Here is a 22,352-nt window from a genome sequence, read left to right as displayed (position 1 = left end):
CGGCCTGAGGGCGAGTCCTTTCAGTCAGGAGTGCTTTGACCATCCAGCCGATGATCAACAAAATAGCAAGTCAATGGTGGCATGCAGGCGTTGACTGGTAGTTTACTAAGGACGAAGCAAGCAAATGCTTAATTGCAAGCAAATGCTTAATTGCATTGTTTCCAGTATCTGCAAACAATGAGCATCTACACAAAATATTGATAAACATGACTCCTAACCGAGCCAAAGGCGGCTCCCTCCGCCTTGATCCCGAGAATTTCCCCAGGCGCATTGAGCTGGAGCTCAAGGAAGAGGTCATAATAAAGATCAATGAAATAGCGAAGAACACAGGCCGCTCTTTCTCAGAGGTTGCAACAGACATCCTTGCCAAAGCACTAGATCCATAGCGGATAGGATTGCGCCAACCACCACACACAACTACTCTCAAGCAACCCAAGCGACAACAAAGAAATAAGGTTCAATCCGAACAGTTCCATTCAAACCATTGTGAGAAGCTAAAAATTTAGATTCGGTGCCTCTTCTCTTCGCCTACGGCACACTCCAGCAAAATCAAGTGCAACTCAGCACATTTGGCAGAGTGCTGGCTGGTACCCCAGACGAACTAGTGGGATTCATCATCGCTGAGGTCAAGATAGATTCCAAATCGGTTGTCGCCTCTAGCGGTAAGGAATATCACCCGATAGCAAAATTTACAGGTTCATTGAAAAACCGTATTCCCGGTACAGTTTTTGAGATAACTGAAAACGAACTTCAACAATCAGATCAATATGAAGTAGATAACTATCAGCGGATACAAACCACCCTTGCATCCGGAAAAAACGCCTGGGTATATGTAGAGGCGCCTTAATGAGCATCTCGGCTAGGATTGCATTTATCTAGTCTAGTCTGGTCCAAGCTATGGCACTCTTCAAATCTGGTAGATCAACAGCGACTTCCGCAAGTGATGCCAAACCCCACTTAATCGCAAAGCACCTAGAAGGGCAATCTGGGCGAGAGGGGCGATCACTGAGTAACCTCGTCGCGTTTCTTTTGGAGAAGTCACTTTCGCAAGTTGAGGATTACCCCGCTAGAAAACGCCGTTAGCATGCCCGTATGCCCCCTGCAAGGACCGTAATGATCGAGTACCTGAACTGGGGATACATCCAATTGGGTTTGGTCGCCCTGGTCTTTGGCGCTCTTCAGCTGTGGTGGATCAGCAGCGTCTTTTGGCGGCGTAACCTGGCAAAACCACAAAGCGGTGGGGAGTTTCGCAAATCGCTGGAGCGGATCTGGAAGAAGTAGCAGCAAAGGGGGTCATGTCAAGACCTCTAAAGCAGGTCCGCTAGAGCCCGTGCAAGTGACCAGAATCCTTCGTAGGGCACCAAATCCCACCGAAATTGCTGCTTAAACGATGGACCAACCCTGCTCAAGCAAGCGCTGGAAGCAAAGCCCACCCACAACGGAAGAGATTGTTTCTCAAATCGTTGATTGGAGTATTACAAGAATTGTTGGCGGGTTACTGGATGAGGGAGACATCCTTGCCATCGCTCAAGAGTTTGCAGAATGGCTAGAACCTGAGGGGGATAGTATAGAAATCTTCCGCATGGGGGCAAACCAATGACATGGAAGGGCCTCAGGCCAGAACTGGTTGAAGACAACCACATAAACTTTTGCCATAAAACTCGGCAATATTTTATGACTTGCAACTGTAAAATAATCTTTAGTGCTAAAGTTAAAATTCAGATTTTTTCGACTTTTTATGAGTTTTGAATTTGGCGATCCAGATATTTTTGATAAGATTTATGAGAATTCATATTGGGGCAAGGGTTCTGGCGGCGGCAGTTCTCCTGAAGCAACTCAACCCTACAAGATATTCCTCGAAGACTTTATTCGTCAAAGTAATATTAAATCAATCGTTGACCTTGGTTGCGGCGACTGGCAGTTTTCCCAATTTCTAGACTTTGGCAGCGCAACATATATTGGTATCGATGCGTCCAAAAGTGTAATCAAAAGCAACCAGGTGTCATTCTCTCGTCCAGGAGTTTCTTTTGCTAATCTTCCAAAAGATTACAATGAACTTCCTTCCGCCGACTTGTTAGTATGTAAAGATGTACTGATGCATTTAAGCACGAAGGACGTGCAAGATGTTTTATCGATTCTTCCAAACTTCAAATATGCATTAATTACTAATGACATCCCTTGCGTTTCCGCCTTCGGGGAAATTCTTCTAAGGTTGCGGCATCCATTCTCGCCCGTAGTCAACAAAGAAATTAAAACAGGCGACTACAGGACCCTTGACCCGACCCAACATCCATTTAACCTTAAGTTGACAAAAGCATTTGAATGGAAAGGCCGTAATCTAATCCTTGGTAAAGATTGTGATTGGACCAAGCGAACTTACTTGCATCAGTAATGCCAATGCCTACAGGCATTCACACAGAGCCATGCGGGATCGGCATAACGGGCAAAACCCAGTCCAGCAAGCGAGAATGGGCGCAAGTGACCAGACCGAGTGACCGACTCAGCGACCTTCAGTACCCCCGAAGCAGACGACGAAGAAACGGGTGAAGACCTGGGCGGTCTTGATGACCTACTGGCATCGCTGTAGTTCTAAAAATGCCAGAACGCCCGCCAGACCAGCGGCGACGAGGCCCTTTATCCAGTGCTCAAGAGAAAGGAGAGGAGTGGGGCGTCAGCGACGGGAACGAAACCTCCGCCCACTTCCTCGACCTATGGACGGGTCGAACACCGCCATAGGGGGATATTTGAGGCAGTCACTGGGATTAAGCGCGAGCAGCAGCAAGGTTTGTTCACAAAAAAAATCCCTGGGGTGTTCGACTCCGCCAGGGACATGCTTCCCGTCGCTCATCACGACTCCCCAACACTATTAGGCATTTACACTCACGGCATGGAGTGATTACCGCAGGTGTTCATGCGGACACACTCAAGCCAGCCCAGCCACCCTGCCACACTGCAACCACCCACTCCCGGCAGCGATGAACGATCATCCAGACGTTTCAAAGCAGTTCGATTTCCGCCTTAGCGAGGAGATGGTTGAAGAGAACAAGGAACTTCTTGCCAGAATTGATAGCAAAAGCATATTAAAGGCATCTATAGTTAAAGGGAGTATTTACTTTTACAATAATACTTGGGACAATAATCGCCAAAGCAAAGAAGAGTTAATTGATGACCCGACCGCGCTTGGCGTTGCAATTAGGGATCTTGGCATAGAGATAAAATATGAAAACAAACATCACCGATGGGTCGCTCAGATATCCCAAGCATTAAAGATATTGGCATTTGCGGCAACATACTTAAGCCTTAATAACAATACCTCGCCTACCATTCATGGCATTAACGCTGAATTAAGGTGGCGAGATGAGGAGGATTTTGAAAATATCATTCACCTTACGCAAAGCAAAGACAATGCTGATTGGCAGGTAACTCGATACGCTTAATTGGGTCAGCGGCTTAGCCGATCATTTTGAGGCTCCTGAGCAGTTCTGCATTGGCCTCAGTGAGGTTTACCTGACCCAGCTAGAACCTCTTGACCGATCCGGTCGATCGCTGAGTTGCCAATTAAGCGATCAGGGTTCATAGTGGATAAACGGAGTTGCGCAATCAACTTTCAAGCAGTCATCCCCTGACTGCCCCTGTTCAGCCTCCGGAGAGGGTCACAGGACCTCCTGAGTTACACCACTCGGAGGGGCGCCACCCAGTATTTACAAACTATCAACAATGTCCGCAAAGCTTATCCGTAATTGCGGCCGTGCGCTTTTAGGTGTTTTTGTAGTCACCGTACTTGCTGTTCTCTTCCCTTTGAATTTGCAAGCTCCCGGCTGGGGGCTAGGGCTATCAACTTTGATTGTTGATGCGGCCTCCCTGCCGTTGGTTGGCCTGCTGCTCATGCGCTATGCCGCACACCTTGATGCGGAGTCAGCCAATGGCCTACGCCCGCAGGAGCTGGCAACAGGGTCGAGTAGTCCTGGTTTTGAGGGAGAGGAAGAACCGTTTGATGTATTTGAAAAAGATAAAAAGATTCGGCGGCTAGCCCGTACTGTTGCTCCAATAAAAGGTATTCGCCAACTAGCCTTTCGTGGCTTTATATTACTAATTCTTCTAGCAATAGGGCAAATCTTTATAGCCTTTTCTAGCCTTAACGCGATCACCGATCAAAATCTAGAATTATCAAAGCAGATTGAACTACGTTTTCAGGGTATCGAGCAAAACATCAAAGTTGCACCACAAGAAGAAATTTCAAGGGCATGGAGCCAGTCCCAACCAAAAAACGATCTTGGGCTTTCAACTTCAAATCCCAATTCAGCCACACAAAGAGGTAAGGTACTCCAAAATGTTAAAGGCCAAAAGCTGAAGGCGTATCAAAATCTACAGGCTAAGTCTTCGACTGCCCAATTCAATTTAGCCCGAAACATTATTCGGATCGTGCTGATAGCTATTATCTATGCTTGGGGATTCTATGGAATCGCCAAGCTTTAAAATTACCTTATCGAACTTGTCTTATGGCATGAAGGTGCAACACTTTAATCTCTTCAGAGGTAGTACCTACTCATCAATCTACGATATTGAAAGGTATAGTATTCGTGCTAGGGTGGCGAATACTGTTGAATATTTGTGAAAGGCAACCAGCGGGCGGTTAGCCAGCAGCAGCAGACCAATCGGTTCTAACGGATCATCAACGGGCGTAATAGAGCACCTGAACTGGGGTTACATCCAATTGGGCCTGGTGGATCGGCAGCGTCTTTTGCAGGCGTGACCTGGCACGACCACAAAGCGGTGGGGAGTTCCGCAAGTCACTGGAGCGGATCTGGAAGAAAAGGTCTTAGGTCAGCAGACGACTGAAAGTCCGTAACTCGCTACTGCTCCCGTCCGTTGGCCGATCCCGCTGCCGCTGTTGATCTGATCGGCCCGCTCAAACAAGAGCACGGCATCAAGCGTCAGGGCTGAGATGAAGATCAAAACGTAGCTTCAGACCACCACTGAGGCGGAAGCGGCGAACGGACGCTCAGATGGGGAGAAAACCTATTGCAGCCTGAGTTTTCAGATTTCCTCTGTTCCCTTCAGAACCTGATAAAACGGAGAGGGTGTCCGTGTGTAGCGGACGGGATCGACTGCTATGGGACGGCTTGAGACGATGGGTGCCCCCATCTGTACCGTCTTTTATACCGTCATTCACGGTCTGTGATGGATGGACGGAATTCGAGGGCCGTGGGACCTGCTTGAGACCCGGATCAGAGGGTTCAGGGGAGATGGCTGAGCCGGCGCTGGTTGGGGCTGAGAGCTGATCCGCAGCCAGACTGACAAGCACCATCGCTGGATTGACCCATGCGGCGTGATCACGCGACAGGAAGGGGCTGAGGAGAACCCTTTCATGGGCGACCGATTGATCATCTCTGACAACCGTGAGGACCCGGGCAACCCGCTGGTGCTTGACGGTGAGGCCATTGACGCAGCGGCACGGGACCCACTGGCGATCGGGAAGCTGATGGTGGATCAGGTCTGGGCAGAGGGAACCGACCCCACCGGTGGAGGCCTGTACTACGAGCGCAACAGCAACCAGCACCGCCGGCTGCAGGTCTTTGAAACAGGCAGCGAGGACTTCATGACCGGCGGCTGGGTGCGGGTGCTGGCTACCGCCGAACAGGTCCGCAAGGAGCTTCCTGGCATGGAGCGTGCTGCCAAGGCGGGACTGGTCACGATCCATGGCACCCACCGGGGCGTGCTGCTGGTGGAGTTCCTGGACGTTCCCTGGGGCTGAGCAACCGCCGCAGGGCTCCGGTCGGCAGCGGCCGTCCTTCAGCGTGCCACGGCTACGCCGTGGCGTGCATCGGCCAGCCGCCGCCGCCCTCCGCTCCGGGGCCGGTGTGGGGGTGGCGGGCATGGCTGTCCTCCCGCGGCTGCGGTAGCGGAGCCGCTTCCAGCCGGTAGGGGTTGGGGCGAGGCCCCAAGTTTCCTCGCGCGGCTGCGCGGCCGGTTGGGCATCCAGGTCTGAATCTGGCGGGTCTGCTTATCAGCTTCCCGATCCATCAGCGCATGGCTTTGCTTTGCGTAGATCCATTGCCCCGCAGCCGCTCTGCCCGCTGCCCAGTGCGTTTGTACTGGTAGAATAAGAGCTGCGCCAAAGGCCACGAGCCCATCGCCTGCGGCAACGAAATCCTCGGACAACTTGCCCCGTTCGTTTGCTCTGTAGCCCATGAGCTTGTCCTCTGCTGCAGTGGCCCAGGCCGCTGCATTGCCTTCCCTTGGCCTCCTGCCGCCGCCGGCGTTGGCCCATCGCTCGGTCGTCATCGTCGCCGCTGGTGGCCGTGATCTCGTCTGGCCTCAGGAGCGCATCGCCTCTGCCCTGCTCCAGCGCTCTGGAGGCCGGCCTGTTCACTTGCTGCTGCATGGCGGGGCCCGTGGCGCAGATCGCTCCATCGGCCGTGCCGCCCAGCAGCTCGGCTGGCGGGTCCAGTCCCTCGCCGCTGATTGGCGCCGCCATGGCCGCGCTGCCGGTCCGATCCGCAATCGCCTCCTGCTGGAGCAGGCCCTGGTGGAGGCCCAGGCCCACACCTGCCCGGCGTTCAGCGCCTCGGTGCTGGTGATCGCCTTTCCCGGTGGGGCAGGCACGGCCTCGCTGGTGCAGCAGGCCCGCCGCTGCTCCTCCCGTTCGCCAGTGCCGGTGGTGGTGATGGAAGTGCCGCCGCCGCCGTTCTCGCCGGAGCCCCTCCCCGCCTGAGGCGCATCCGCTGCCCCGTTCTTCTTGTCCCTTATCCCCATTCACCACCCCATGGCTGTTCTCACCGCCCCCGCCGCTCCTCTCACCCCGGCTCTTCCTCAGGCCACCGGCCCGTCATGCAACCTGCAGCGTTCCGGCTCCCTCTGGCAGCTGGGCATCGAGGCCCAGGAACTCACCACCGCCATCGGCCAGCTCGCCGAGCAGCTGGAAGCCGATGACGACGATTCCCGCGCACAGGCACTCGCCGAGCTGGAGGCTGCCCTGCTTGCAGAGGAAGGCAACAAGGCCGCCCTCGCCGCCAAGGCCGATGCCACCTGCTGGGTGATCGAGCACCTCCGCGGCCAAGCCGCTTACCGCCAGCAGCAGGCCAAGCGGCTCACCGAGCTGTCCCGCTCCGATGCCTCCCGGGCCGACGCCCTGGAGGAGTCGCTGGTCTTTGTCCTCACCCAGCTGCAGCCCACAGCCACCCGCTTCTCCTTCCCGAATCACGAGCTCAGCTCCCGCAAGTCCCAAGCCGTCGAGATCGACGACGAGGACGCCCTCGATTCCCAGTGGCTGAGCTTCTCCACCACCAGCAAGCCAGACAAGGCCGCCATCAAGGACGCCCTCAAAGCCGGCCAGCTCATCCCCGGCGCCCAGCTCCTCTCCCGCCGCTCCTGGCGCATCTGTTGAGCGGGGCACAGGCCCCATGCAACTGGGGTCCTGGCTGAGCAGCTGGGGCCCCCTCCCCTCCTCACACCCTTTCGCTTCCATCGCCATGACCGTCGCCGCTCCTTCCGCCAACGGGACCCGCACCACCAGCCGCCCCGCTCCTCCTCGACCGAGCCAGAGGCCGCCCTCGGCCCTGGAGCTGATCCGCTCAACTGACCGCGCCGTTGAGGCTCCAGCACCAACTTCGGCACCGGAAGCCCCCCAGGCTCCGCCTTCCGGCTTCTCGCCCGAGCAGCTCGCGGCGCTCTCCGCCCCCCTCGATCGGGCCAACGTCCGTCAGCGCGAGCAAGGCCGATCGAAGGTCCACTACCTCGAAGGCTGGCAGGTGATCGCGGAAGCGAACCGCATCTTTGGCTTCGATGGCTGGCAGCGCCAGACCATCGCCGTCCGCTGCGTCGCCCAGGCCGAACGGTTGATCGGTGCCAGAGGCACGAGCCGGGACCAGAAGCCTGGCTGGGGCGTCACCTACACCGCCCGTGTGCGCGTCACCGTCACCGCAGGAGGCCTGACACCCCTGGTTCGCGAGGGCAGCGGCGCCGGCCACGGCATCGACGTGGACCTGGGCCAGGCCCATGAGTCCGCCCTCAAGGAAGCCGAGACCGACGCCATGAAGCGCGCGCTGATGACCTTCGGAAACCCTTTTGGCCTCGCCCTCTACGACAAGGCGCAGCGGCAGGTCAGCAGCGCCGGGGGCCAGGGTGATGGGCCCCAGCGGCCTGGTGGGCAGCGGTCTTCTCTGAGTCGGCCGGAGGCTGGTTCTCCCTCCGCCGCCGCTGCTTCCCCGGCTCAGGGTCGCTCCCAGGCCACGGCCCCGACGTCTACGCCTTCAGCCTCGGCCGACCTCGGCCAGGTGGCCCTTGATGCCGAGACGATCCAGCACCTCCACAGCACCCTGCGGGCCCTGCCCCGGCCACTGCTGGAGAGCCTCACCCGGGCCTTCCGCAAGCGCTTCCAGGTGCCCGAGGCCGCTGCCACCATCGCCGATCGGATCAACCAGAAGTGCCACCACGACTGGATTGAGACCTTCCTCGTGCAGCACCAGGCGAGCAGCGACTGAGCCCCTGGCGCCAAAGCGCATCCCCTGCTAGTACAGGTGTACGCCTGTCGTAGTTGTCATGGTGCCGGTCCCGCTCTCCCGTCTGCAGCCTTCCCGCACCGACGAGATCGAGGACTGGCCCTATCTCGATGAGGCCGTGCTGCTCAGGACCCGCAGCCGCAGGGTCTGCATGACCTGCCACTGGTTCCGGCACCACGCTGGGGTGAACTGCATCCCAGTCCTTACCTGCCAGCTGCACCAGGGCTTGATCGCCCACGGCGAGCACCTCACCAGCCACTGCCAGGGTTGGACCGACGACCAGGTCCGCCAGAAGGGCTGGGCGCCGGAGGTGGCCTGAGCGGCCCATGCACGTCGGTGACCGGAAGCGACCGCCGCTCTCGCCCCAGGAAGGCTGGCTGAGCGACGGCCGCCAGGTGCTGCACTTCAGGCCAAGGCGTTACGACCGTTGGAGTCAGAGCCTGGAGGTGACCTTCGGGGAGGTGATGGCCGGCGGTGAGCCGCCACTGCTCAAGAAGCGCAGGGAGCTGACGCGCGAGCAGGCGATCAAGCTCTGGGCCCAGAAGCGCCAGCAGGGCTGGCAGCCTTGCGCGCCCCAGTGGCTTCCGCCAGCGCCGCTGTCGCCGGGCTGATCAGAATCGAGCCCATGGAACTCCATGCCGACCTCAGCCAGCGCGCCCTGTTCGACAGCAACGCCCTGGACTGGACCCCATCGCCAATGGCAGGGGTGGAGCGGCGGATGCTGGATCGCCACGGTGAGGAAGTCGCCCGGGCCACCTCACTGGTGCGCTACGCCCCCGGCAGTCGCTTTGAGCGCCACAGCCATGGCGGCGGCGAGGAGATCCTGGTGCTGGAGGGCACCTTCTCCGATGAGCAGGGCGACTACCCAGCCGGCACCTACCTGCGCAATCCGGTTGGCTCCAGCCATGCTCCCTTCAGTGAGGCGGGCTGCACGATCCTGGTGAAGCTCCACCAGATGCACCAGGCCGATCAGCAACGGCAGGTGATCGACACCACCAACAGCACCTGGGTGCCCGGGCTGGTGAAGGGACTGGAGGTGCTGCCGTTGCATGCCTTCGGGTCGGAGCACGTGGCCCTTGTGCGCTGGGCACCGGGCACGGTGTTTCAGCCCCACGGCCATCCCGGCGGCGAGGAGATCTTTGTGCTCGATGGCGTCTTCCAGGACGAGCACGGCAGCTACCCGGCCGGCAGCTGGCTGCGCAATCCACCCGGCAGCGTGCACCGGCCCTGGAGTGAGATGGGCTGCACCATCTGGGTGAAGACCGGCCATCTGCCCGCCACCCAAGGCCCCGACGGCTTAGAAGCGTGAGCCCGGAGTCTGCAGAAAGGCCAGCTCCTCCGCGCTCGACACCCGCCCCAGGAGCGCGTTGCGGTGAGGGAAGCGGCCAAAGCGGGCGATCACATCCATATGGCGGCGGGCGAAGTCGGCGGTGCGTGATTCGCTGAACCGCTCGAACAGCGGCAGCGCCGCCTCCTGCACCGCCAAGTCTTCCGAGTGCATCAGCGGCATCAGCCAGAACTGCCGCCTTGCCTGCTCGGCTTCGGCCTCCAGCCAGCCGAACTCCACAGCCTTCAGGCTCAGCACCAGGGCCTGGGGATCACCCGCGAAGGCCATGGCGGTGTCGCGCCAGATCTGGCGTGGGAACTGGTCCAGCAGCAGCACCAGCGCCAGTGCCCCGGCCGGCTCTGCATTCCAGGCATCGAGCTCACTGGCGATCGCCCGCCGCGTCAGAACTAGGAATCGTTCCCGCAGCAGGGCATCAAAGGCCGGGTCCTTGGCGAACCACTGGCGCGGCCGGCTCTGCACGAACCAGAACGCCAAAACCTCCGCCGCTTGTTCCCCGTGGCCTTTCATCAGAGCAGGGCCTGCACGCTGGCCACCTTGTCCTCCAGGGTCTGCTCCTTGTCCGTGCGGGTGTTGATCTTCACGGTGGTGTAAATGCGGGGGCAGCCCATGGCGTGCACTGCCTGGTGGCAGGCCTCGATCGCCTGGAACACCGGCTGCCACTCCCCCTCGATCGCCGTGCCGTTGGGGTGCAGCTGGATCTTGAGGCCCGCCTCGGTGAGCACCTTCTCGCAGGTGGCGATGTAGAGGCCCAGGTGCACGCCGACACCGATCGGCACCACGCACAGATCCACGATCACCTTCATGGTCAGCCTCAGCGAATTGCCCCCATCGTGGAAGCAGCTGCCAGGATCAGCGGCACAGAGCGGCAGGGCGACGTCCCACCGGCCGGATGCTGCTGACGGCAGCACTGGAGCCGCGTCGCACCCTCACTCGGAAGGTGCAGTGGGCCTGCCCCAGTTGGTTGATCAGGGCCTCACGGGCCTCGTGCTGCAGCTCCTCAAGTGTGGGCGCGGTGATGCGGATGGGCAGGGTCACTCCTGCGGAGAAGGCTGCGCCTACGGCCTGGGCCTCCAGGTGGCCGGGGCGTTCAGCCAGAACGCGGAACACGACCTCTCGCATGCGGGGGGTATCTCCTTCTTTCCGGCTCCATCCTTGGCCTGCTGGCCCGTTCTGGCAGGTGCGGCTGGATACGGGGAACCGGCCCTGCGGGCACCTCCCAAGGCCGAGTCAGGCGTGCCATCCACGCGCAGCAGCCAGCCTTAGGGCCTCCTGCACGGCCGTGATGCAGCGTTGGGCCCGGCGTTTGGCATCGTCCTGGCCCTGGGACCGCAGCACGTAGCCCTCCATCGCTTCCGGAGTTTCGATCAGCGCCAATAGGCCCATGGTGCGCGCACCGAGGGAACCATCGGCGAGCAGGCGGCTCACCAGGCCGTGCTCCCACAGCTGCTCCCCGGTGGAGCCTGGAGCGAACAGCTCCTGCCGCAGCGCGCCCAACAACGACTGCTTGAGGGCATCGAGCTGGCCCGGCCGCAGCCGGCGGCTATTGGGCAAGCCCGCCGCAGGGCCGGCTGGGATCGCAGCGGCGCGATCGGGGGAGTGCTCCACGCTCCAGCTCAGGCCGGTGCCCGGCAGCCCCACGGTGGTGCGGGGCCCACCGCTGCGATTCACCGGGATGTTGAACGAAGCCCCGCGGCCACCGACGGAGATCGAGCTCAGTCCGCCGCTGGAGAAGTTGAACCTCAGCGGGCCCAGGCGGGCGGAGCGGCGGAGACGGAAGCCCATGGCAATCAGCGGGTTGGCTCGCAGGGATGGCCCAAACAGGGTTCAGGTTGCCGCGTGGATGCAGCAGTCCGCAAATCCATGCGCCCAGTGCATAGAACCGCCGGTGCCGCAGCATCCCCGAGGAGTAGGGGAGCGCCGCAAAAGCATTGCACTGACTGGGTTTCTGCAGGTACGGGAACAGGCACTCCAGCGGGCCACCGCCAGCTGAAAAGGGGCGTACTTTGAAGTTGAGGGGAGGCCCGGGAGCCAACCCGACCCTCACCCTCCACCAGAGTCCGGCTAAGGAGCACCCGAGCCGGTGCACAGAACGGAGGTGCGCCAACGATGCGACACACAACCGGTGAACTCGGTGACGCAGCGCGAACGTCATCCCGTAGCAGCAAAGAGCGATACGCCAGTTCTGTTTCCCGCGTGTTGAAACCCCGGGCTGCATAACCCGAGCCGGGATCACAGCCGAGAAGGTCAAGCCCCGAGCATCTCTTCTCCCAGACGTGATCTCCCTTCCTTCCCTGCCAGGCCCCAGACAGATCATGCTTGAACCACAGACACCCGACCGGCAGTCCTTGGTGTGAGGAGGTGGCCGCCGCAACCGGTGCTAAGGCGCCCCCCCACGGGGCGCCTTCCTATTGGAGTGACAATCACCAGGCCTATGTCATCCCATCAACTCGAAAATAGCCAAGAATCATCTCCGGGTTGCGGATGGCGATCTGCACATGCGTTCTGTCACGAAAGCCTGCGCCCGGATAAACCAACTCGCCTTCTTCAAACACTCCATAGACGGTGTCGTACGCCTCCATGCTTTTGCTCTCACGGATCTTGTGCACCATCTGGATCACGGCACAGTCCAGCTGACGCTTCATGAATATGCCGTTTTCTCGAACAGAATTCACGGGCAGTGGTGTGCCTGCTGCTGCGGAAATGCCGAGGGTGGCCTCATAGGCAAGGGCCAATTCATTCATCACTCCGTAGTCGGTCAGATTGAGGCATTTGCCCGGGTAGGCAAAAGCGCCGATCACCGATGGGGAGGATCTGCGGAGATTGGCCCAAGACAAAGCCCGCTCTGGGCTGTCGACCCAGAAATAGATTCCGTTGCCGAGCCAGTCATAATCATTTTCGCTGGGCTGAAGTGTTGCCTCTCCACTCAGAACGGATTCAGCAACATCCTTGTCGCAGCCATGAAACAGCACCAAGGGGCCCAGACTGTTCTTAGGCCGACCGGGCATCCTGACTGCGGTACGGAGGGGTGAGCTGGCCATCAGCGTCGATCAGGCCAGCATCCATCAGGAATTGACGGGCCAGGGCAGGGTCGCGCAACTCCTCCAGGAGCGCATCGATCTGCTCACGCCGCAGCGGCCCAGAGGCTGGGGTGGAGGGAGGCCTGCTTGGGGTGGAGAGCGTCATGCGATGGAGAGGGTCCAGTGCTGGACATTGCCAGGCGAGCGGGGGTGGTGGACTCGTTGGCTGACTTCTGACGATAGATGGATGCCAGGGCGGCGGTCTGTGAGTTCCGCAACCTTCATCATTACTGCGCGGGCGCTGGCCCGTTGCCTGCAGATCACTCCTCAGGCTCGGAGCTGAGGGGCGGCAGCCGCCGTTCCACCTGCAGAAAAACCAGCCAGGCCACACCGGCACTGATGCCGCCGGTCCAGTCGTTGCGCAGCAGCTCCACCACTGCCACCGTGCTGGCGCCGATGCGCAGGCCGCGCAGCAGGAAGCGGCCCAGCTTCGCCAGCGACTCCCGGTTCACCGTCATCAACTGGGACCAGCGCAGAGGAGCTTCAGGTTCGCGGAGCAGCCGGCGGCAGCAACCGCTCGATCGCTTCCGGGGCCACGCCCACCTGCTGAGCGATCAGCAGCACCAGTTGTTCCAAACGAACGAGGCGCTGCTCCAGGGCCTGGAGCTCAGCGGTGCCGGCCTTGCCGCCCGTAGCTCCCATCCCCTTCCCAGCTGAAGAGGCTTTGGTCTTGGGAGGGGGCAGTAGGGACAGAGGCGGCGGGCCGTTGGGGTCCGCCAGCAGCAGGCCCACCATCAGATCTTTCCTGGGGCGATTGGGCACCTTGATGCCCCGCTGCGCGCAGAGCTCCTGCAGGGCGTCGTTCTTCAGAGCAAGGAGCTGGGCTTCCGTGGCGGGAACGCCGCCCTCGGGCTGGATCAGGGCGCGGGGTTCCTCGACGGCGGTGGCGCCATCACCCAGCTCTTCCGCCAGTCCGCGATAGAGCCGGGCATCGGCCTGGGCCAGCTCACGCAGGGCGGAGCGCATGGTGTCAGCGATCTCACCCATGGTCATCGGCTCCTTTGGTTTGATCCTGGGGCTGCGGCTGGGGCTGCTGTGGTGGTTGCAGCTGAGCGTCTGTGGGCTCGGCCGGCTGCTGGGGCTGATTCCCGTTCGTGCTGGCGTCGATGGGCCCCGGCACACCGTCCCCGGGCGGCGGGGTTGTCGCGATTGCGGGTCCGTGGCCGTTGCCGCCTGGTGGCAGTGGCGGCGTGCCCAGCAGATCTTTCGATTTATCGATCAGCTGCTGCTGCTTCTGTTTGAGATCGCCGAGGCGGTCCTTGGTGCGGCCCCAGCGATTGATGAAATGAATCACTGCCCGCATCAGATCGCCGAGATAGCCGCCGCCTTGAAAGGTATGGCGACCTTTCTTGTAGCGGCTGAAGCCATTCACCAGATCATCACCGGCATCTTCGATGTCACCGGCAATGGCCGTCACGATCTCCAGGAGCTCGTAGAGCTCCTTGCGCTGGGGCAGGTCACGGCTGGCCAGGGCCGTGATCCGTTCCTTGAGGAGGGCAGTTTCATCCTTGGCCTTGTTGGCCAGGCGCCGATGCTGGGCCCGGCTGCGCATCAGGCTGGAGTAGCAATTCCTCAGCTCCAGATAGGTGCTATTGAGCACCTCACGTTCCAGCGGTTCCGGATCTGGTGGGAAATCAGAGGTTGGGGGCAGGAAGACCATGCCAGGCAGCACATCGGCTTCCATCTTCCGAATGCAGCTGCAAGGTGCGGCGATTCACAGGAGGCTGGATCTATTCGTGTGGTGAATAGTTCCGGCATCACCCCGCGTGGCGACTGAGGCGAGAGGGGCGCAGCAGGAGCTGCAGATCCGCAGCAATCTTCATAATCTCGCCGGAATCGTCCGAACAAAGCGGAATCAGTCCGCCCAAGGCCACAGGCTCGCTCCCGGCCCCCGGGCCCGGGGGCCTGCTCAGCCTTAGACGTGCACCGCCAGGGCGGCCTGCAGCCGCTGCTCTTTCGCAGGAGAATTGATCCAGAACGGGGTCGAGGGGCTGAGGCTGTGCTCACTGACGCCTGATCCCTTCTCGCCATGCCCCAGATCGACCTGCTCCTCGCGGCTGAGCTGCTGGTGGTGCTTCCCATCGTTGCCACCATGAACCGACCCTCTCCGCGGTCTGGGGCGCCAGATCCGCCAATGCAGGAGCCAGAGCTGCCCGTGCAGTGGTCTGCGGAGACCGACCTGCATGCCCAACGGATCCTGCGGCTGGAGAGCCGCCGGACCGCAGGCCCGGCTCCTCTGCGCTGAGGCCTGCAGCGATGACGCTCCCTAGGATCGGTTGGCGATCTGGTGCTGGTCAGGAGGGTTTCGGGATGCTCGGCGGTGCAGACCAGAAAGCTCTCTTCGATTACTGGCACGACCGGGTGCGGCTGACCAACCTCACGCGCCTAGGGGCGCGCGAGCATGTCACCACCCAGGAGCTACGGCATGAGTGCACCAACTACGACGAACTGCGGCGGCTGAAACCTGTTCAGGAGCTTGATGAACTGGAGCGCTGCCGCGTCATCGCGATCATCAAATACGAGTGCACAGCCAAGGTGCTGCAGCGCCGCACAGGGCTGTTGCGTGACTACGCCCGCCAATGTGAGGAACAGGCTCTCGATCACCGCCAGAAGGAGAGAGGGTTGCATGCCCTAATCAGCAAGCTCAAAGACATCCTCAAAGGTAGGGATGTCAAGATCCTGAGACTGGAGTCGCGGATCGAATCCCTACAAGCAGAGAACGAGGCTCTGCGAACGGAGCAGCAGCAATCCAAGGCTGAAAGCCAGTTGCGAAAAGAGCTTGATGCGCTGCAGCGCGCTTTCGAAGCGGAGGTGGAGCGCCGCAAGCAACTGGCCAAGAACAACCAGAGCCTCGGTGGCCGCGTCGCCCACACCAACCGCTACCGGCGGGAGCGCGATGAGCTGAGCGAAGCCCTCAGGATCGAACGGCAGACCAGCCAGGCTCTGCGGCGGGAGCTGGAGCAACTGCGCGGCGGTGAGCAGCTGGGGCTGGACCTCGCTGAGTGAGCACGATGCCCCGCAAGTCTTCCCCTGCAGCGAAAGGAGCCAAGCCAGCCGCCAAAGCCAAGGCAACTGCCAAAGCGCCTGCTCAAGCCAGGCCTGCGCGGCAGAAAGAACCCTCGCTGGCCGACCTCAAGGGCCAGGTCCTGACCCTGGCAAAGGTCTCCAGCACCCAGGAGCTCAAGCGAGCCAACGTGGATCTGCGCCATCTCGATTTCCGCCTCAAGGCCAGCTGGTGCTCCGCACTGGGAGTCCTGGAGCAGGCGGCGATCGCCATGGACGAGTGGGACCGGAACCCACCGGAGGAATACAAAGAGCTGTTCGCCGAGATTGATCAGGCGGCAGCGGCCTACAGCGCCTCGATTGAGCAGGGCCTCAAGCTGAGCAGGCAGCTGCGCGACGCCGCAGACGACCTGGAGGCCGTCGCCGGTGAGCTGCAGCAGGAGGCCGAGGAGCTCAAGACCATCGAGCAGGCCTCCCGCAAGCAGCGCCGGGCCCGCTCGCTCAACTGAGCCCGCGGCCAGCTGAAGCCCCTTCAGCCGGGCTGATACACCGCCAGGGCCGTCTCCAGCTTCTGACGGTGCTCGTCCCTCAGAGCCTCAGGGCTGTCGATGCGGATGCCGGCCCCGAAGCCAAACAACCAGTTGCGCAGGTCGATGTCGCGCTCCACGGTCCAGGGGGGCAGATCGAGTTCCACCGGATAGGGGTGGGTGTCCCTGGGGCTGCCGGGCTCCAGCACATGCGGCGCGTTGGGGTGGTGCCACCAGTGCTCGCCCGGCAATGGCTTCGAGAAGCGCATGTGCTCGATCGGGTAGCGCTGCAGCCCCTCGCGGATGAAGGCAAAGCACCAGCCCTGGCAGCAGAAGCGCAAGGTCACCAGGTGTCGGGCCCGGATCCGGGCATTGGGGCTGGCCATTCGCAGCTGACTCTTGAGGTCATGGCCGAAATAGATGCCGCCGCTGTGGTGCAACAGCAGCTCCAGGCGCCGCAGGGCCTGGCTGTGGGCCTCGTCGCTGCGCCGGTTGCCCCGTTCGCTGCGGCGCAGGGCCAGACGGTCGATCCGTTCGCTGCGGATCAGGCCCACGCCGGTGCCGATCGCGTCTTCTTCGAAGACCAGATACCAGCCGATGTTTTGGAAGAGCAGCTGCAGCGGCCACACGCGAAACGAGCCGTTGGGGCTGTCCGCAAAGGAGCCCACCGAGAAGTAGCGCTCCAGCTCGATCCGCCGCCGTTCCACGATCGCCGTCTCCAGCGCCTCCGCTTGGCGCTCAGCGGCCAGGGAGTCAGGCCGCACGAGGGCGGTGCTCACGATCGAGCGGTTGGCGAACGCCCGCAGCGGGGTGGTGCCGTCCACGGCAATGCCTCCCCAGGCGAGGCGCTGCTCCAGCTCCCGCAGCAAGTCCTGGGCGGTGGGGTCGGCCAGCCGGCCGGCGGCCTGGCTCACCACCCCATGGATCTCCCGCAGCCGGTGGGCCGAGAGCAGCGCCGTGCCGATGGCATAGCCGTGGCGCACGTTGTCGTTGCGGTGGCGGAAGCCATAGGGGGTGAGCAGCTTTTCCAGGTCTTTGCGCAGGGTGGCGGCCTCGGAAGGCAGGTAGGCGCCGGGGATGGCCTCGGTGCGCTCGATCAGGTGCTCCGGCAGGGGCACACCGCCTGCCTGATCAAAGGGCTGCTGCAGCAGGTGGCGCAGCAGGGTGAACACCCGCACGAACACCGGCGCGTCGCCCATGGGCGGGAAGCCACCGTTCACCCCACCAGGCCAGGGTCCTGTGGCGGGAGGCTCAGGCTGGGGCGGCGCCAGCTGGATCGGTGCCAAGGAGGGCTCGGCGCTGCAGAAGCCATTGGCCTCCAACCAGGCCAGATCCCCCCGGATCGCGGTGGCATCGCCGTAGCAATCGCCGTGTAAACGCCGCAGGTAGGCCGCCGCCTGATCCGCCAGGTCGCCCTCGGGCAGGGGCGAGACGATCGCCTCCAGCTCCGCGCGGGTGGCGGGGTCGGCCGCGGAGAGCTCGGGGAAGGTGGTGAGCAGCCGCAGCAGATGGAGCAGCCGCTCCAGATCCAGCAGCCGGGAATACCCGTGCAGCTGGAAGCGCTTCTCGCGGTTGCGGGCCGAGCGGATGCGGTGATCCAGACGCGCCAGCTCATCGCGCAGCAGCGCCTCCAGCTCGCGGCCGTGGGTGGGCACCACCGCCACCACCGCCGCCAACCCCTCGGCGCGGCTGGGCCCGAAGACCGGATCAGCCAGGGCAGCGGCCATCTCGCGGATCACCGGCTCGGGCACCAGCCGCTTGCGGGTCTGGTTCCACTGCAGACAGGTGGACAGCGGGGTGTAGAGCCACCAGCCGATCCACTCCACCGGAGCAGGGAGGCTCAGCGCCTGGGTGATCGCCAGCCGCCAGGCACGGCGGGCATGGGTGGCATCAAGAATCACCGGCGTACCGGCGGCCACGGCCTCGCGCAGACGCTGGTGCAGCAGGGCTTCGATGTCGCGCCAGGGGCCCTGGACCGCCGCGTCGCCGAACAGCTCGCCGCGCACCACATCGGTGGAGAGCACCACCGCACCGGTGAGCTGGGCCAGCACCCCGGCCAGGGTGGTCTTGCCGCTGGCGGGCGGGCCGATCAGCAGGTGGCAGCGCAGGGGCGCTGGCAAGGGCGCAACAGGCGGGCTGGTCATGGCCGCAGCGTGGCCGCTGGAGCGTGCCACTGCAAGGCCCTACAAGCGAAAGAGCAAATGTTGATCTCTGCCACAACAGGGGATCTGACGAGCAGAGCTGCTATTTCGCAGGAAGAACAGGAAGAAAGCCGCCCGTGCTGCTGAGGCTGCTCCCAGCGCCTCATCCGCCCCATGGCTTCCCCGCGCCCCCCGTCGCTGGCCCAGGCCCATCACTACCGATTGCCGGAGCTGCTGCACGACATCCGCCTGCTCGATCTACTGGAGCTCTGCGGCACCACCGTGCAGACCAGCCGGCTGCTGCAACTCAGCCAGCCCACCATCAGCCGCCGCTACCGGCTCCTGGCCGACGACTTCGGGCTGGTGCGTGATCGCCGCCAGCTCTGGGGCTGCGGTTACGGCACCTCGGCCGCAATGCGCCTGCTGCGGCTAGGTTGCCGCGCCCATCGCCTCGCCGCCGGTGTCGCCCGGATTGGCAGCGACCTTCTCCATCACCCCCTGCTGGCGGGTTGTCCCTGGCTGCTGCCCACCCCCCAGCGGTTCCGGGCGGCTGCCAACTGGCTGGAGCTGGTGCGCCAGGGGGTGCTCGATGGCGCCTTGATCTCAGGCCTGGAGCTGGAGGAAGCAGAAGGACTGAACCACCAGGAGCTGGAGCTGCTGCCGCTCGGGCAGCTGCCCCTGGCCCTGGCGTTCTGCCCCAAGGCGCCGGTGCTGGTGGGCGCTGTCCCCGGCAGGCCGGCCCCAGGGGGAAGGGTGGCGGAGGTGCTGGTGCCAGATCGGGGTGTGGCGCCCGGCCTGCGGCGGCTCCTGCGCGAGCTGGGGCTGCCCCTGCGCAGCGGCGGCAACAGCCTGCAGACCCCAGACGACTGGGTCAGCCGGATCCAGGGCAGCCCCCTGGCTCTGGTGGTGGCCGATCGGGAGGCCGACACCTGGGCCTCCCTGCAGCGCTGGCCCCTGGACCTGGGTCCCAAGGCTTCCCGACCCCACAGTCCGGTGTGGCTGGCGCTGCCGGCCGACTGGCAGGAGCACCCGGTGCTGCGCCATACCGCCCGGGAGCTGGGCCGGATCGGCGGTCCGCAACAGCTGGAGGGCTGAAAGTATGCGCCCCGTGCATAGATCCAAGACTTGCGGCCCCAAGTGCTTCTGGTGTGCTGACACTCAGGGCATCGAAAAATGGGTTGCGGCTGGCCCATGGCGCTGGCGATCACGCCACCCGGCCTGCCCCGGCTTGCGCACCGCGCAAGGGCTGACGCGAGTCGCTGCGCTGCGCTCCGCGCCCCTTGCGCAGCGCAGGCGGCGCCGGGGCTTGACGGCGGTGTCGTTCGCCAGCACAGCCATGGCCGCCACTCCTCTCAGCCGCACCTGCCCGATCCGCATCATCTCGGTGCATCTCCTCGATGCCGCTGGCCGGCTTCTCAGGGTGCTCTTCCTCGATCGCGAGGGGCATATCTCGGCTGAGCCGCACTTCGTACCCCGAGAAGAGGCGCTGATCCTGGCCTCCAATCAGCAGCGGGTGCTCGGGCCCCAGGCCAGGGTGCAGGTGCTCTGAGGTGCTTGCCCGGCGGTATCTCCGCCGGGTTTTCTCCTTCGGGGGGGGGTGGGTCGCGTCCGGGTCGATGTGCTCAACTCAGCCCCACGTACACCGGTTGAAACCACTGCATCCGCCGGCTCCGACGTTTCTCGCCATGCAGCACGGTGTGCCAATGGCCGCGGCGCCAGTGGGGCCGGCGCGATGCGCTGCTGTTGGTGCCAGCCGTGGCCCCTTCTGATGCGGCCCTGGAGGTGCGATCGAGCCGGAAGTCCTTGCCGATCCAGACCGGGCCTTGGGGTTTCACGGGGCCGGTGTTGTCCGCGGCGCCAGCGGAGAAACCCTTGCCGCTGGGCACCTTGGCCGCCGGGCCGGTGGTCAGCAGTTCCGGCTGGTAGAGCTGCACCAGCAGGGCGTTGATCGCCAGGCCCTCCATCCGCTGGTTGGTGCTCTGCACTGCCTGTTCATCCCACTGCCAGGCCGGATGGCTCAGGTCCTCCACGGTGGGCTGGCGCTCGCCGATCTGGTGGAAGGAATGGCGGGTGAGGTAGCTGGTGCCATCGAGGGCCAGGCCGACGCAGCTGATGCCGCTGATTCGCTGGGCCTCAGCCGGCAGCCAGTCGGACATCGCCCGCAGGTCGGCCACGATCACCACTGGAATCGGCACCCCGTCTTCTGTGAACAGGGCGCCATCGGGAAGCATCAGCCGGAAGCAGGGCAGCACCAGCGGTAGCTCGTCATCCAGGCGGGGTGAGGGTGTGCGGCGGAAGGCCTCCGCCAGCTCCGGCGTCAGGAAGCGGGGCGGGGCTTCGACGATCCGTGCCCAGCGGCAGGTGGTGGCAGCCCAGAAGCCGATTGGATCGGCCAGCTCGTTCATCACCTCGGCGCCGGCCTCGATCAGGGCGGCATAGGCCAGGTGATTGGCCCAGTGCTGAAAACCCCGCGGCGAGCGGTAACGGTGCTGCTCCTGCTGGATGGTTGGGTCCTGGCGGCGCAGTTCCGTGATCACCGTGCCGATCGGCGGCAGCTCCGCCTGGCTGGCCCGTATCGATTCAGGCGTCAGCCGGCTCATCGAGGCGTGAGCGGCGGGTTGCCCGGCTGGATCTCGAGGTTGGTCACGTTCACCTGGGTGGTGACGCCATCGGCCCAGCTCACCGTTGCCACCACCATCGGGCTGTTGGGGATGATCGGCGCAATGGCGGTCACCGTGCCCCGTGCGAAGGGTCCGCTGCTGGTGGGGGCCTCAGGGCCACTCACCATGGCCATCGACTGCAGGAAGGCCCGGGAGAAGCGAACGGTGTCGCCGATCTGCAGGGGTGCGCTCACGGTGTTCGCTGGAGGGCGTGTCCCATCCTGACCGGATCACGGATGCTGGGTGCACGCCTCAGACCCTCCTGCCGTGAAGGACATCCGGATCACCACCCAGGACGATCTGCCCGGGCCCGATGGCGACGAGCCCTACGACACGTTCGTCAACCAGACCGAGTACGGCAACGGCCGCTTCCTGCGCACCAACGTGCTCTCGGCCCGGCCTGACCTCAAGAAGTACACGGCCCTGCGGTTCCAGCAGGACGTCAAGCGCCACCCCGATGCCGCCGGACCAGGGCAGGACGTGGTGCTGGTGTTCATGGAGGCGCTGGAGCTGGAGCCGCCACTGACCCTGGTCTGCAGCGACATCCACCTGCAGATGGAGGGCTACCCGGTGGAGCAGGGGGCGGTGATCGAGATCCCGCTGCTGCCGCCGGGCAACCGCGGGCCAGCCAAGGGATTCGGCTGAGGCATCCAGAACAGGGACCAGGCCACGGCTATGGATACCGAGGGGGCTGAGAGGGCTGATAAGCCCACTAGGGCGTTGGCATCAGCGGGCGTTCCGAGTGACCGGTGCCGAAGCTCTATGGGCGACAAACTCCTAGACAGCGGTCACGGGTCTTGTTCCGGCTCCCCTTAATCGCCTCCAAGAGCCGCTCGAATTCCCTGCAGGAGAGGTGTTTTCGGTCATCCGTCGTTTTGTCGAGAGTTTGCCCTAGTCAACAGCCCCAAACCCCTTGCAAACCGGGGGCGCCTTTTCCAACTATCGACAAAATGTATCCATTTGACGAGAGTTGGCTAAAAGAGGGCCTCATGGAGCCGCCCAGCAGGTAGGCGAGGCATCCTTAAGTTCACGACAACTCACCCAGAGGCGGCAAGGCCTTCACGATCTTCATTGTCTCCAGGCTGACGGTGATGA

34 protein-coding genes are annotated in these 22,352 nt (G+C 62.6%); 20 read left to right on the top strand and 14 right to left on the bottom strand.

What is annotated here, in order from left to right; all coding sequences use genetic code 11:
* Positions 1–511 precede the first annotated feature (511 nt).
* The 8 genes from AC01FP_RS11845 to AC01FP_RS11810 all read left to right on the top strand — a co-directional run bounded on the left by AC01FP_RS11845 (position 512) and on the right by AC01FP_RS11810 (position 5,755).
* Positions 512–847 (top strand): gamma-glutamylcyclotransferase family protein, encoded by a 336-nt coding sequence (locus AC01FP_RS11845; protein WP_474480437.1) that lies wholly within the window; start codon positions 512–514, stop codon positions 845–847.
* Between the two features lie 50 nt (positions 848–897).
* The gene (locus AC01FP_RS11840) at positions 898–1,083 is read left to right on the top strand and encodes a ribbon-helix-helix domain-containing protein (RefSeq protein WP_474480435.1); all 186 of its coding nucleotides are present in this window, start codon (positions 898–900) and stop codon (positions 1,081–1,083) included.
* A 30-nt stretch (positions 1,084–1,113) separates the two neighbouring features.
* Complete coding sequence (locus tag AC01FP_RS11835) at positions 1,114–1,281, top strand: hypothetical protein (RefSeq protein ID WP_474480434.1); 168 nt, start codon at positions 1,114–1,116, stop codon at positions 1,279–1,281.
* A gap of 109 nt (positions 1,282–1,390) precedes the next feature.
* Positions 1,391–1,600 carry a hypothetical protein gene (locus AC01FP_RS11830; RefSeq protein WP_474480433.1) on the top strand — a complete coding sequence of 70 codons (210 nt, stop codon included), beginning with the start codon at positions 1,391–1,393 and terminating at the stop codon, positions 1,598–1,600.
* Between the two features lie 138 nt (positions 1,601–1,738).
* A complete protein-coding gene (locus tag AC01FP_RS11825) occupies positions 1,739–2,392 on the top strand; it encodes a class I SAM-dependent methyltransferase (protein ID WP_474480432.1) in 654 nt (217 codons plus the stop codon).
* A gap of 583 nt (positions 2,393–2,975) precedes the next feature.
* The gene (locus tag AC01FP_RS11820) at positions 2,976–3,437 is read left to right on the top strand and encodes a hypothetical protein (protein WP_474480431.1); all 462 of its coding nucleotides are present in this window, start codon (positions 2,976–2,978) and stop codon (positions 3,435–3,437) included.
* 280 nt (positions 3,438–3,717) lie between these two features.
* Positions 3,718–4,476 carry a hypothetical protein gene (locus tag AC01FP_RS11815; RefSeq protein WP_474480430.1) on the top strand — a complete coding sequence of 253 codons (759 nt, stop codon included), beginning with the start codon at positions 3,718–3,720 and terminating at the stop codon, positions 4,474–4,476.
* 892 nt (positions 4,477–5,368) lie between these two features.
* Positions 5,369–5,755: a hypothetical protein gene (locus AC01FP_RS11810; RefSeq protein WP_474480429.1), complete on the top strand. Its 387-nt coding sequence runs from the start codon at positions 5,369–5,371 to the stop codon at positions 5,753–5,755.
* A 52-nt stretch (positions 5,756–5,807) separates the two neighbouring features.
* On the opposite strand, the gene AC01FP_RS11805 is transcribed toward AC01FP_RS11810, so the two are convergent.
* The gene (locus tag AC01FP_RS11805) at positions 5,808–5,945 is read right to left on the bottom strand and encodes a hypothetical protein (RefSeq protein ID WP_180667674.1); all 138 of its coding nucleotides are present in this window, start codon (positions 5,943–5,945) and stop codon (positions 5,808–5,810) included.
* A 245-nt stretch (positions 5,946–6,190) separates the two neighbouring features.
* Here AC01FP_RS11805 and AC01FP_RS11800 point away from each other — a divergent pair, with 245 nt between their 5' ends.
* From AC01FP_RS11800 to AC01FP_RS11775, 6 genes are all read left to right on the top strand, one after another.
* Positions 6,191–6,715: an SLOG family protein gene (locus AC01FP_RS11800; protein ID WP_323207921.1), complete on the top strand. Its 525-nt coding sequence runs from the start codon at positions 6,191–6,193 to the stop codon at positions 6,713–6,715.
* A 24-nt stretch (positions 6,716–6,739) separates the two neighbouring features.
* Positions 6,740–7,387, top strand: a complete 648-nt coding sequence (locus AC01FP_RS11795) for a siphovirus Gp157 family protein (protein ID WP_474480428.1) — start codon at positions 6,740–6,742, stop codon at positions 7,385–7,387.
* Positions 7,388–7,472: 85 nt separating this feature from the next.
* Positions 7,473–8,483 carry an RAD52 family DNA repair protein gene (locus tag AC01FP_RS11790; protein WP_474480426.1) on the top strand — a complete coding sequence of 337 codons (1,011 nt, stop codon included), beginning with the start codon at positions 7,473–7,475 and terminating at the stop codon, positions 8,481–8,483.
* A gap of 58 nt (positions 8,484–8,541) precedes the next feature.
* Positions 8,542–8,820: a galactose oxidase gene (locus tag AC01FP_RS11785; protein ID WP_323247029.1), complete on the top strand. Its 279-nt coding sequence runs from the start codon at positions 8,542–8,544 to the stop codon at positions 8,818–8,820.
* A 7-nt stretch (positions 8,821–8,827) separates the two neighbouring features.
* Positions 8,828–9,112, top strand: coding sequence for a DUF1651 domain-containing protein (locus AC01FP_RS11780; protein ID WP_255020264.1), 285 nt, complete (start codon positions 8,828–8,830; stop codon positions 9,110–9,112).
* Complete coding sequence (locus tag AC01FP_RS11775; RefSeq protein ID WP_474480424.1) at positions 9,067–9,810, top strand: cupin domain-containing protein; 744 nt, start codon at positions 9,067–9,069, stop codon at positions 9,808–9,810. The genes AC01FP_RS11780 and AC01FP_RS11775 overlap by 46 nt, the downstream gene beginning before the upstream one ends.
* Here the strand turns inward: AC01FP_RS11775 and AC01FP_RS11770 are convergent.
* The 9 genes from AC01FP_RS11770 to AC01FP_RS11730 form a co-directional block, all read right to left on the bottom strand.
* Complete coding sequence (locus tag AC01FP_RS11770; RefSeq protein WP_474480423.1) at positions 9,799–10,356, bottom strand: DUF924 family protein; 558 nt, start codon at positions 10,354–10,356, stop codon at positions 9,799–9,801. The genes AC01FP_RS11775 and AC01FP_RS11770 overlap by 12 nt on opposite strands.
* Positions 10,356–10,652, bottom strand: coding sequence for an MTH1187 family thiamine-binding protein (locus AC01FP_RS11765; RefSeq protein ID WP_474480422.1), 297 nt, complete (start codon positions 10,650–10,652; stop codon positions 10,356–10,358). Before AC01FP_RS11765 ends, AC01FP_RS11770 begins: the two co-directional genes overlap by 1 nt.
* A 46-nt stretch (positions 10,653–10,698) precedes the next feature.
* Positions 10,699–10,956, bottom strand: a complete 258-nt coding sequence (locus AC01FP_RS11760) for a hypothetical protein (protein WP_474480421.1) — start codon at positions 10,954–10,956, stop codon at positions 10,699–10,701.
* Between the two features lie 120 nt (positions 10,957–11,076).
* Complete coding sequence (locus AC01FP_RS11755) at positions 11,077–11,631, bottom strand: DUF4236 domain-containing protein (protein WP_474480420.1); 555 nt, start codon at positions 11,629–11,631, stop codon at positions 11,077–11,079.
* 647 nt (positions 11,632–12,278) lie between these two features.
* Positions 12,279–12,821, bottom strand: coding sequence for a hypothetical protein (locus tag AC01FP_RS11750; RefSeq protein ID WP_474480418.1), 543 nt, complete (start codon positions 12,819–12,821; stop codon positions 12,279–12,281).
* 16 nt (positions 12,822–12,837) lie between these two features.
* Positions 12,838–13,032, bottom strand: a complete 195-nt coding sequence (locus AC01FP_RS11745) for a hypothetical protein (protein WP_190549024.1) — start codon at positions 13,030–13,032, stop codon at positions 12,838–12,840.
* 154 nt (positions 13,033–13,186) lie between these two features.
* Positions 13,187–13,384 (bottom strand): hypothetical protein, encoded by a 198-nt coding sequence (locus AC01FP_RS11740; RefSeq protein ID WP_474480416.1) that lies wholly within the window; start codon positions 13,382–13,384, stop codon positions 13,187–13,189.
* Between the two features lie 25 nt (positions 13,385–13,409).
* Complete coding sequence (locus AC01FP_RS11735; RefSeq protein WP_474480414.1) at positions 13,410–13,913, bottom strand: hypothetical protein; 504 nt, start codon at positions 13,911–13,913, stop codon at positions 13,410–13,412.
* Entirely contained in the window at positions 13,906–14,610 is a 705-nt protein-coding gene (locus tag AC01FP_RS11730; protein WP_474480413.1) for a hypothetical protein, read from the bottom strand. The genes AC01FP_RS11735 and AC01FP_RS11730 overlap by 8 nt, the downstream gene beginning before the upstream one ends.
* Positions 14,611–14,955: 345 nt before the next feature.
* Here AC01FP_RS11730 and AC01FP_RS11725 point away from each other — a divergent pair, with 345 nt between their 5' ends.
* From AC01FP_RS11725 to AC01FP_RS11715, 3 genes are read left to right on the top strand one after another with little or no spacing between them, the layout of a single operon-like run.
* Positions 14,956–15,171 carry a hypothetical protein gene (locus tag AC01FP_RS11725; protein ID WP_474480412.1) on the top strand — a complete coding sequence of 72 codons (216 nt, stop codon included), beginning with the start codon at positions 14,956–14,958 and terminating at the stop codon, positions 15,169–15,171.
* Positions 15,172–15,182: 11 nt separating this feature from the next.
* A complete protein-coding gene (locus tag AC01FP_RS11720) occupies positions 15,183–15,932 on the top strand; it encodes a hypothetical protein (protein ID WP_474480411.1) in 750 nt (249 codons plus the stop codon).
* Positions 15,929–16,438, top strand: coding sequence for a hypothetical protein (locus AC01FP_RS11715; protein ID WP_474480409.1), 510 nt, complete (start codon positions 15,929–15,931; stop codon positions 16,436–16,438). Before AC01FP_RS11720 ends, AC01FP_RS11715 begins: the two co-directional genes overlap by 4 nt.
* A gap of 23 nt (positions 16,439–16,461) precedes the next feature.
* Here AC01FP_RS11715 and AC01FP_RS11710 read toward each other — a convergent pair whose 3' ends face one another.
* Positions 16,462–18,600, bottom strand: a complete 2,139-nt coding sequence (locus AC01FP_RS11710; protein ID WP_474480408.1) for an AAA family ATPase — start codon at positions 18,598–18,600, stop codon at positions 16,462–16,464.
* A gap of 171 nt (positions 18,601–18,771) precedes the next feature.
* Between AC01FP_RS11710 and AC01FP_RS11705 the strand changes: the two genes are divergently transcribed.
* Positions 18,772–19,692 carry a hypothetical protein gene (locus AC01FP_RS11705; protein ID WP_474480406.1) on the top strand — a complete coding sequence of 307 codons (921 nt, stop codon included), beginning with the start codon at positions 18,772–18,774 and terminating at the stop codon, positions 19,690–19,692.
* A gap of 63 nt (positions 19,693–19,755) precedes the next feature.
* Here AC01FP_RS11705 and AC01FP_RS11700 read toward each other — a convergent pair whose 3' ends face one another.
* The gene (locus tag AC01FP_RS11700) at positions 19,756–19,935 is read right to left on the bottom strand and encodes a hypothetical protein (protein ID WP_474480404.1); all 180 of its coding nucleotides are present in this window, start codon (positions 19,933–19,935) and stop codon (positions 19,756–19,758) included.
* Here AC01FP_RS11700 and AC01FP_RS11695 point away from each other — a divergent pair.
* Entirely contained in the window at positions 19,934–20,146 is a 213-nt protein-coding gene (locus AC01FP_RS11695; RefSeq protein WP_474480403.1) for a hypothetical protein, read from the top strand. The two genes, AC01FP_RS11700 and AC01FP_RS11695, sit on opposite strands and share 2 nt — an antisense overlap.
* Positions 20,147–20,219: 73 nt before the next feature.
* Here AC01FP_RS11695 and AC01FP_RS11690 read toward each other — a convergent pair whose 3' ends face one another.
* The gene (locus tag AC01FP_RS11690; RefSeq protein ID WP_474480401.1) at positions 20,220–21,197 is read right to left on the bottom strand and encodes an AcrVA2 family anti-CRISPR protein; all 978 of its coding nucleotides are present in this window, start codon (positions 21,195–21,197) and stop codon (positions 20,220–20,222) included.
* Entirely contained in the window at positions 21,194–21,451 is a 258-nt protein-coding gene (locus AC01FP_RS11685) for a hypothetical protein (protein WP_474480399.1), read from the bottom strand. Before AC01FP_RS11685 ends, AC01FP_RS11690 begins: the two co-directional genes overlap by 4 nt.
* A 73-nt stretch (positions 21,452–21,524) precedes the next feature.
* Here AC01FP_RS11685 and AC01FP_RS11680 point away from each other — a divergent pair, with 73 nt between their 5' ends.
* Positions 21,525–21,902 (top strand): hypothetical protein, encoded by a 378-nt coding sequence (locus tag AC01FP_RS11680; protein WP_474480398.1) that lies wholly within the window; start codon positions 21,525–21,527, stop codon positions 21,900–21,902.
* Positions 21,903–22,352 lie beyond the last annotated feature (450 nt).

It is taken from the genome of Cyanobium sp. NIVA-CYA 375 (genome assembly GCF_056108345.1).
Note: the sequence above shows the minus strand (reverse complement) of the source record. Positions and strands in the feature narration are given on the sequence as shown.

Excerpts from the sequence above, each read along its gene's own strand:
- AC01FP_RS11820 (WP_474480431.1), top strand. The coding sequence starts at position 2,976 with ATGAACGATCATCCAGACGTTTCAAAGCAGTTCGATTTCCGCCTTAGC.
- AC01FP_RS11755 (WP_474480420.1), bottom strand. The coding sequence starts at position 11,631 with ATGGGCTTCCGTCTCCGCCGCTCCGCCCGCCTGGGCCCGCTGAGGTTC.
- AC01FP_RS11745 (WP_190549024.1), bottom strand. The coding sequence starts at position 13,032 with ATGACGCTCTCCACCCCAAGCAGGCCTCCCTCCACCCCAGCCTCTGGG.
- AC01FP_RS11730 (WP_474480413.1), bottom strand. The coding sequence starts at position 14,610 with ATGGAAGCCGATGTGCTGCCTGGCATGGTCTTCCTGCCCCCAACCTCT.
- AC01FP_RS11700 (WP_474480404.1), bottom strand. The coding sequence starts at position 19,935 with ATGGCTGTGCTGGCGAACGACACCGCCGTCAAGCCCCGGCGCCGCCTG.
- AC01FP_RS11835 (WP_474480434.1), top strand. The coding sequence starts at position 1,114 with ATGATCGAGTACCTGAACTGGGGATACATCCAATTGGGTTTGGTCGCC.
- AC01FP_RS11790 (WP_474480426.1), top strand. The coding sequence starts at position 7,473 with ATGACCGTCGCCGCTCCTTCCGCCAACGGGACCCGCACCACCAGCCGC.
- AC01FP_RS11840 (WP_474480435.1), top strand. The coding sequence starts at position 898 with ATGGCACTCTTCAAATCTGGTAGATCAACAGCGACTTCCGCAAGTGAT.
- AC01FP_RS11705 (WP_474480406.1), top strand. The coding sequence starts at position 18,772 with ATGGCTTCCCCGCGCCCCCCGTCGCTGGCCCAGGCCCATCACTACCGA.
- AC01FP_RS11710 (WP_474480408.1), bottom strand. The coding sequence starts at position 18,600 with ATGACCAGCCCGCCTGTTGCGCCCTTGCCAGCGCCCCTGCGCTGCCAC.
- AC01FP_RS11720 (WP_474480411.1), top strand. The coding sequence starts at position 15,183 with ATGACGCTCCCTAGGATCGGTTGGCGATCTGGTGCTGGTCAGGAGGGT.
- AC01FP_RS11780 (WP_255020264.1), top strand. The coding sequence starts at position 8,828 with ATGCACGTCGGTGACCGGAAGCGACCGCCGCTCTCGCCCCAGGAAGGC.
- AC01FP_RS11815 (WP_474480430.1), top strand. The coding sequence starts at position 3,718 with ATGTCCGCAAAGCTTATCCGTAATTGCGGCCGTGCGCTTTTAGGTGTT.
- AC01FP_RS11765 (WP_474480422.1), bottom strand. The coding sequence starts at position 10,652 with ATGAAGGTGATCGTGGATCTGTGCGTGGTGCCGATCGGTGTCGGCGTG.
- AC01FP_RS11830 (WP_474480433.1), top strand. The coding sequence starts at position 1,391 with ATGGACCAACCCTGCTCAAGCAAGCGCTGGAAGCAAAGCCCACCCACA.
- AC01FP_RS11785 (WP_323247029.1), top strand. The coding sequence starts at position 8,542 with ATGGTGCCGGTCCCGCTCTCCCGTCTGCAGCCTTCCCGCACCGACGAG.
- AC01FP_RS11770 (WP_474480423.1), bottom strand. The coding sequence starts at position 10,356 with ATGAAAGGCCACGGGGAACAAGCGGCGGAGGTTTTGGCGTTCTGGTTC.
- AC01FP_RS11690 (WP_474480401.1), bottom strand. The coding sequence starts at position 21,197 with ATGAGCCGGCTGACGCCTGAATCGATACGGGCCAGCCAGGCGGAGCTG.
- AC01FP_RS11725 (WP_474480412.1), top strand. The coding sequence starts at position 14,956 with ATGCCCCAGATCGACCTGCTCCTCGCGGCTGAGCTGCTGGTGGTGCTT.
- AC01FP_RS11810 (WP_474480429.1), top strand. The coding sequence starts at position 5,369 with ATGGGCGACCGATTGATCATCTCTGACAACCGTGAGGACCCGGGCAAC.
- AC01FP_RS11695 (WP_474480403.1), top strand. The coding sequence starts at position 19,934 with ATGGCCGCCACTCCTCTCAGCCGCACCTGCCCGATCCGCATCATCTCG.
- AC01FP_RS11825 (WP_474480432.1), top strand. The coding sequence starts at position 1,739 with ATGAGTTTTGAATTTGGCGATCCAGATATTTTTGATAAGATTTATGAG.
- AC01FP_RS11800 (WP_323207921.1), top strand. The coding sequence starts at position 6,191 with ATGAGCTTGTCCTCTGCTGCAGTGGCCCAGGCCGCTGCATTGCCTTCC.
- AC01FP_RS11740 (WP_474480416.1), bottom strand. The coding sequence starts at position 13,384 with ATGACGGTGAACCGGGAGTCGCTGGCGAAGCTGGGCCGCTTCCTGCTG.
- AC01FP_RS11735 (WP_474480414.1), bottom strand. The coding sequence starts at position 13,913 with ATGGGTGAGATCGCTGACACCATGCGCTCCGCCCTGCGTGAGCTGGCC.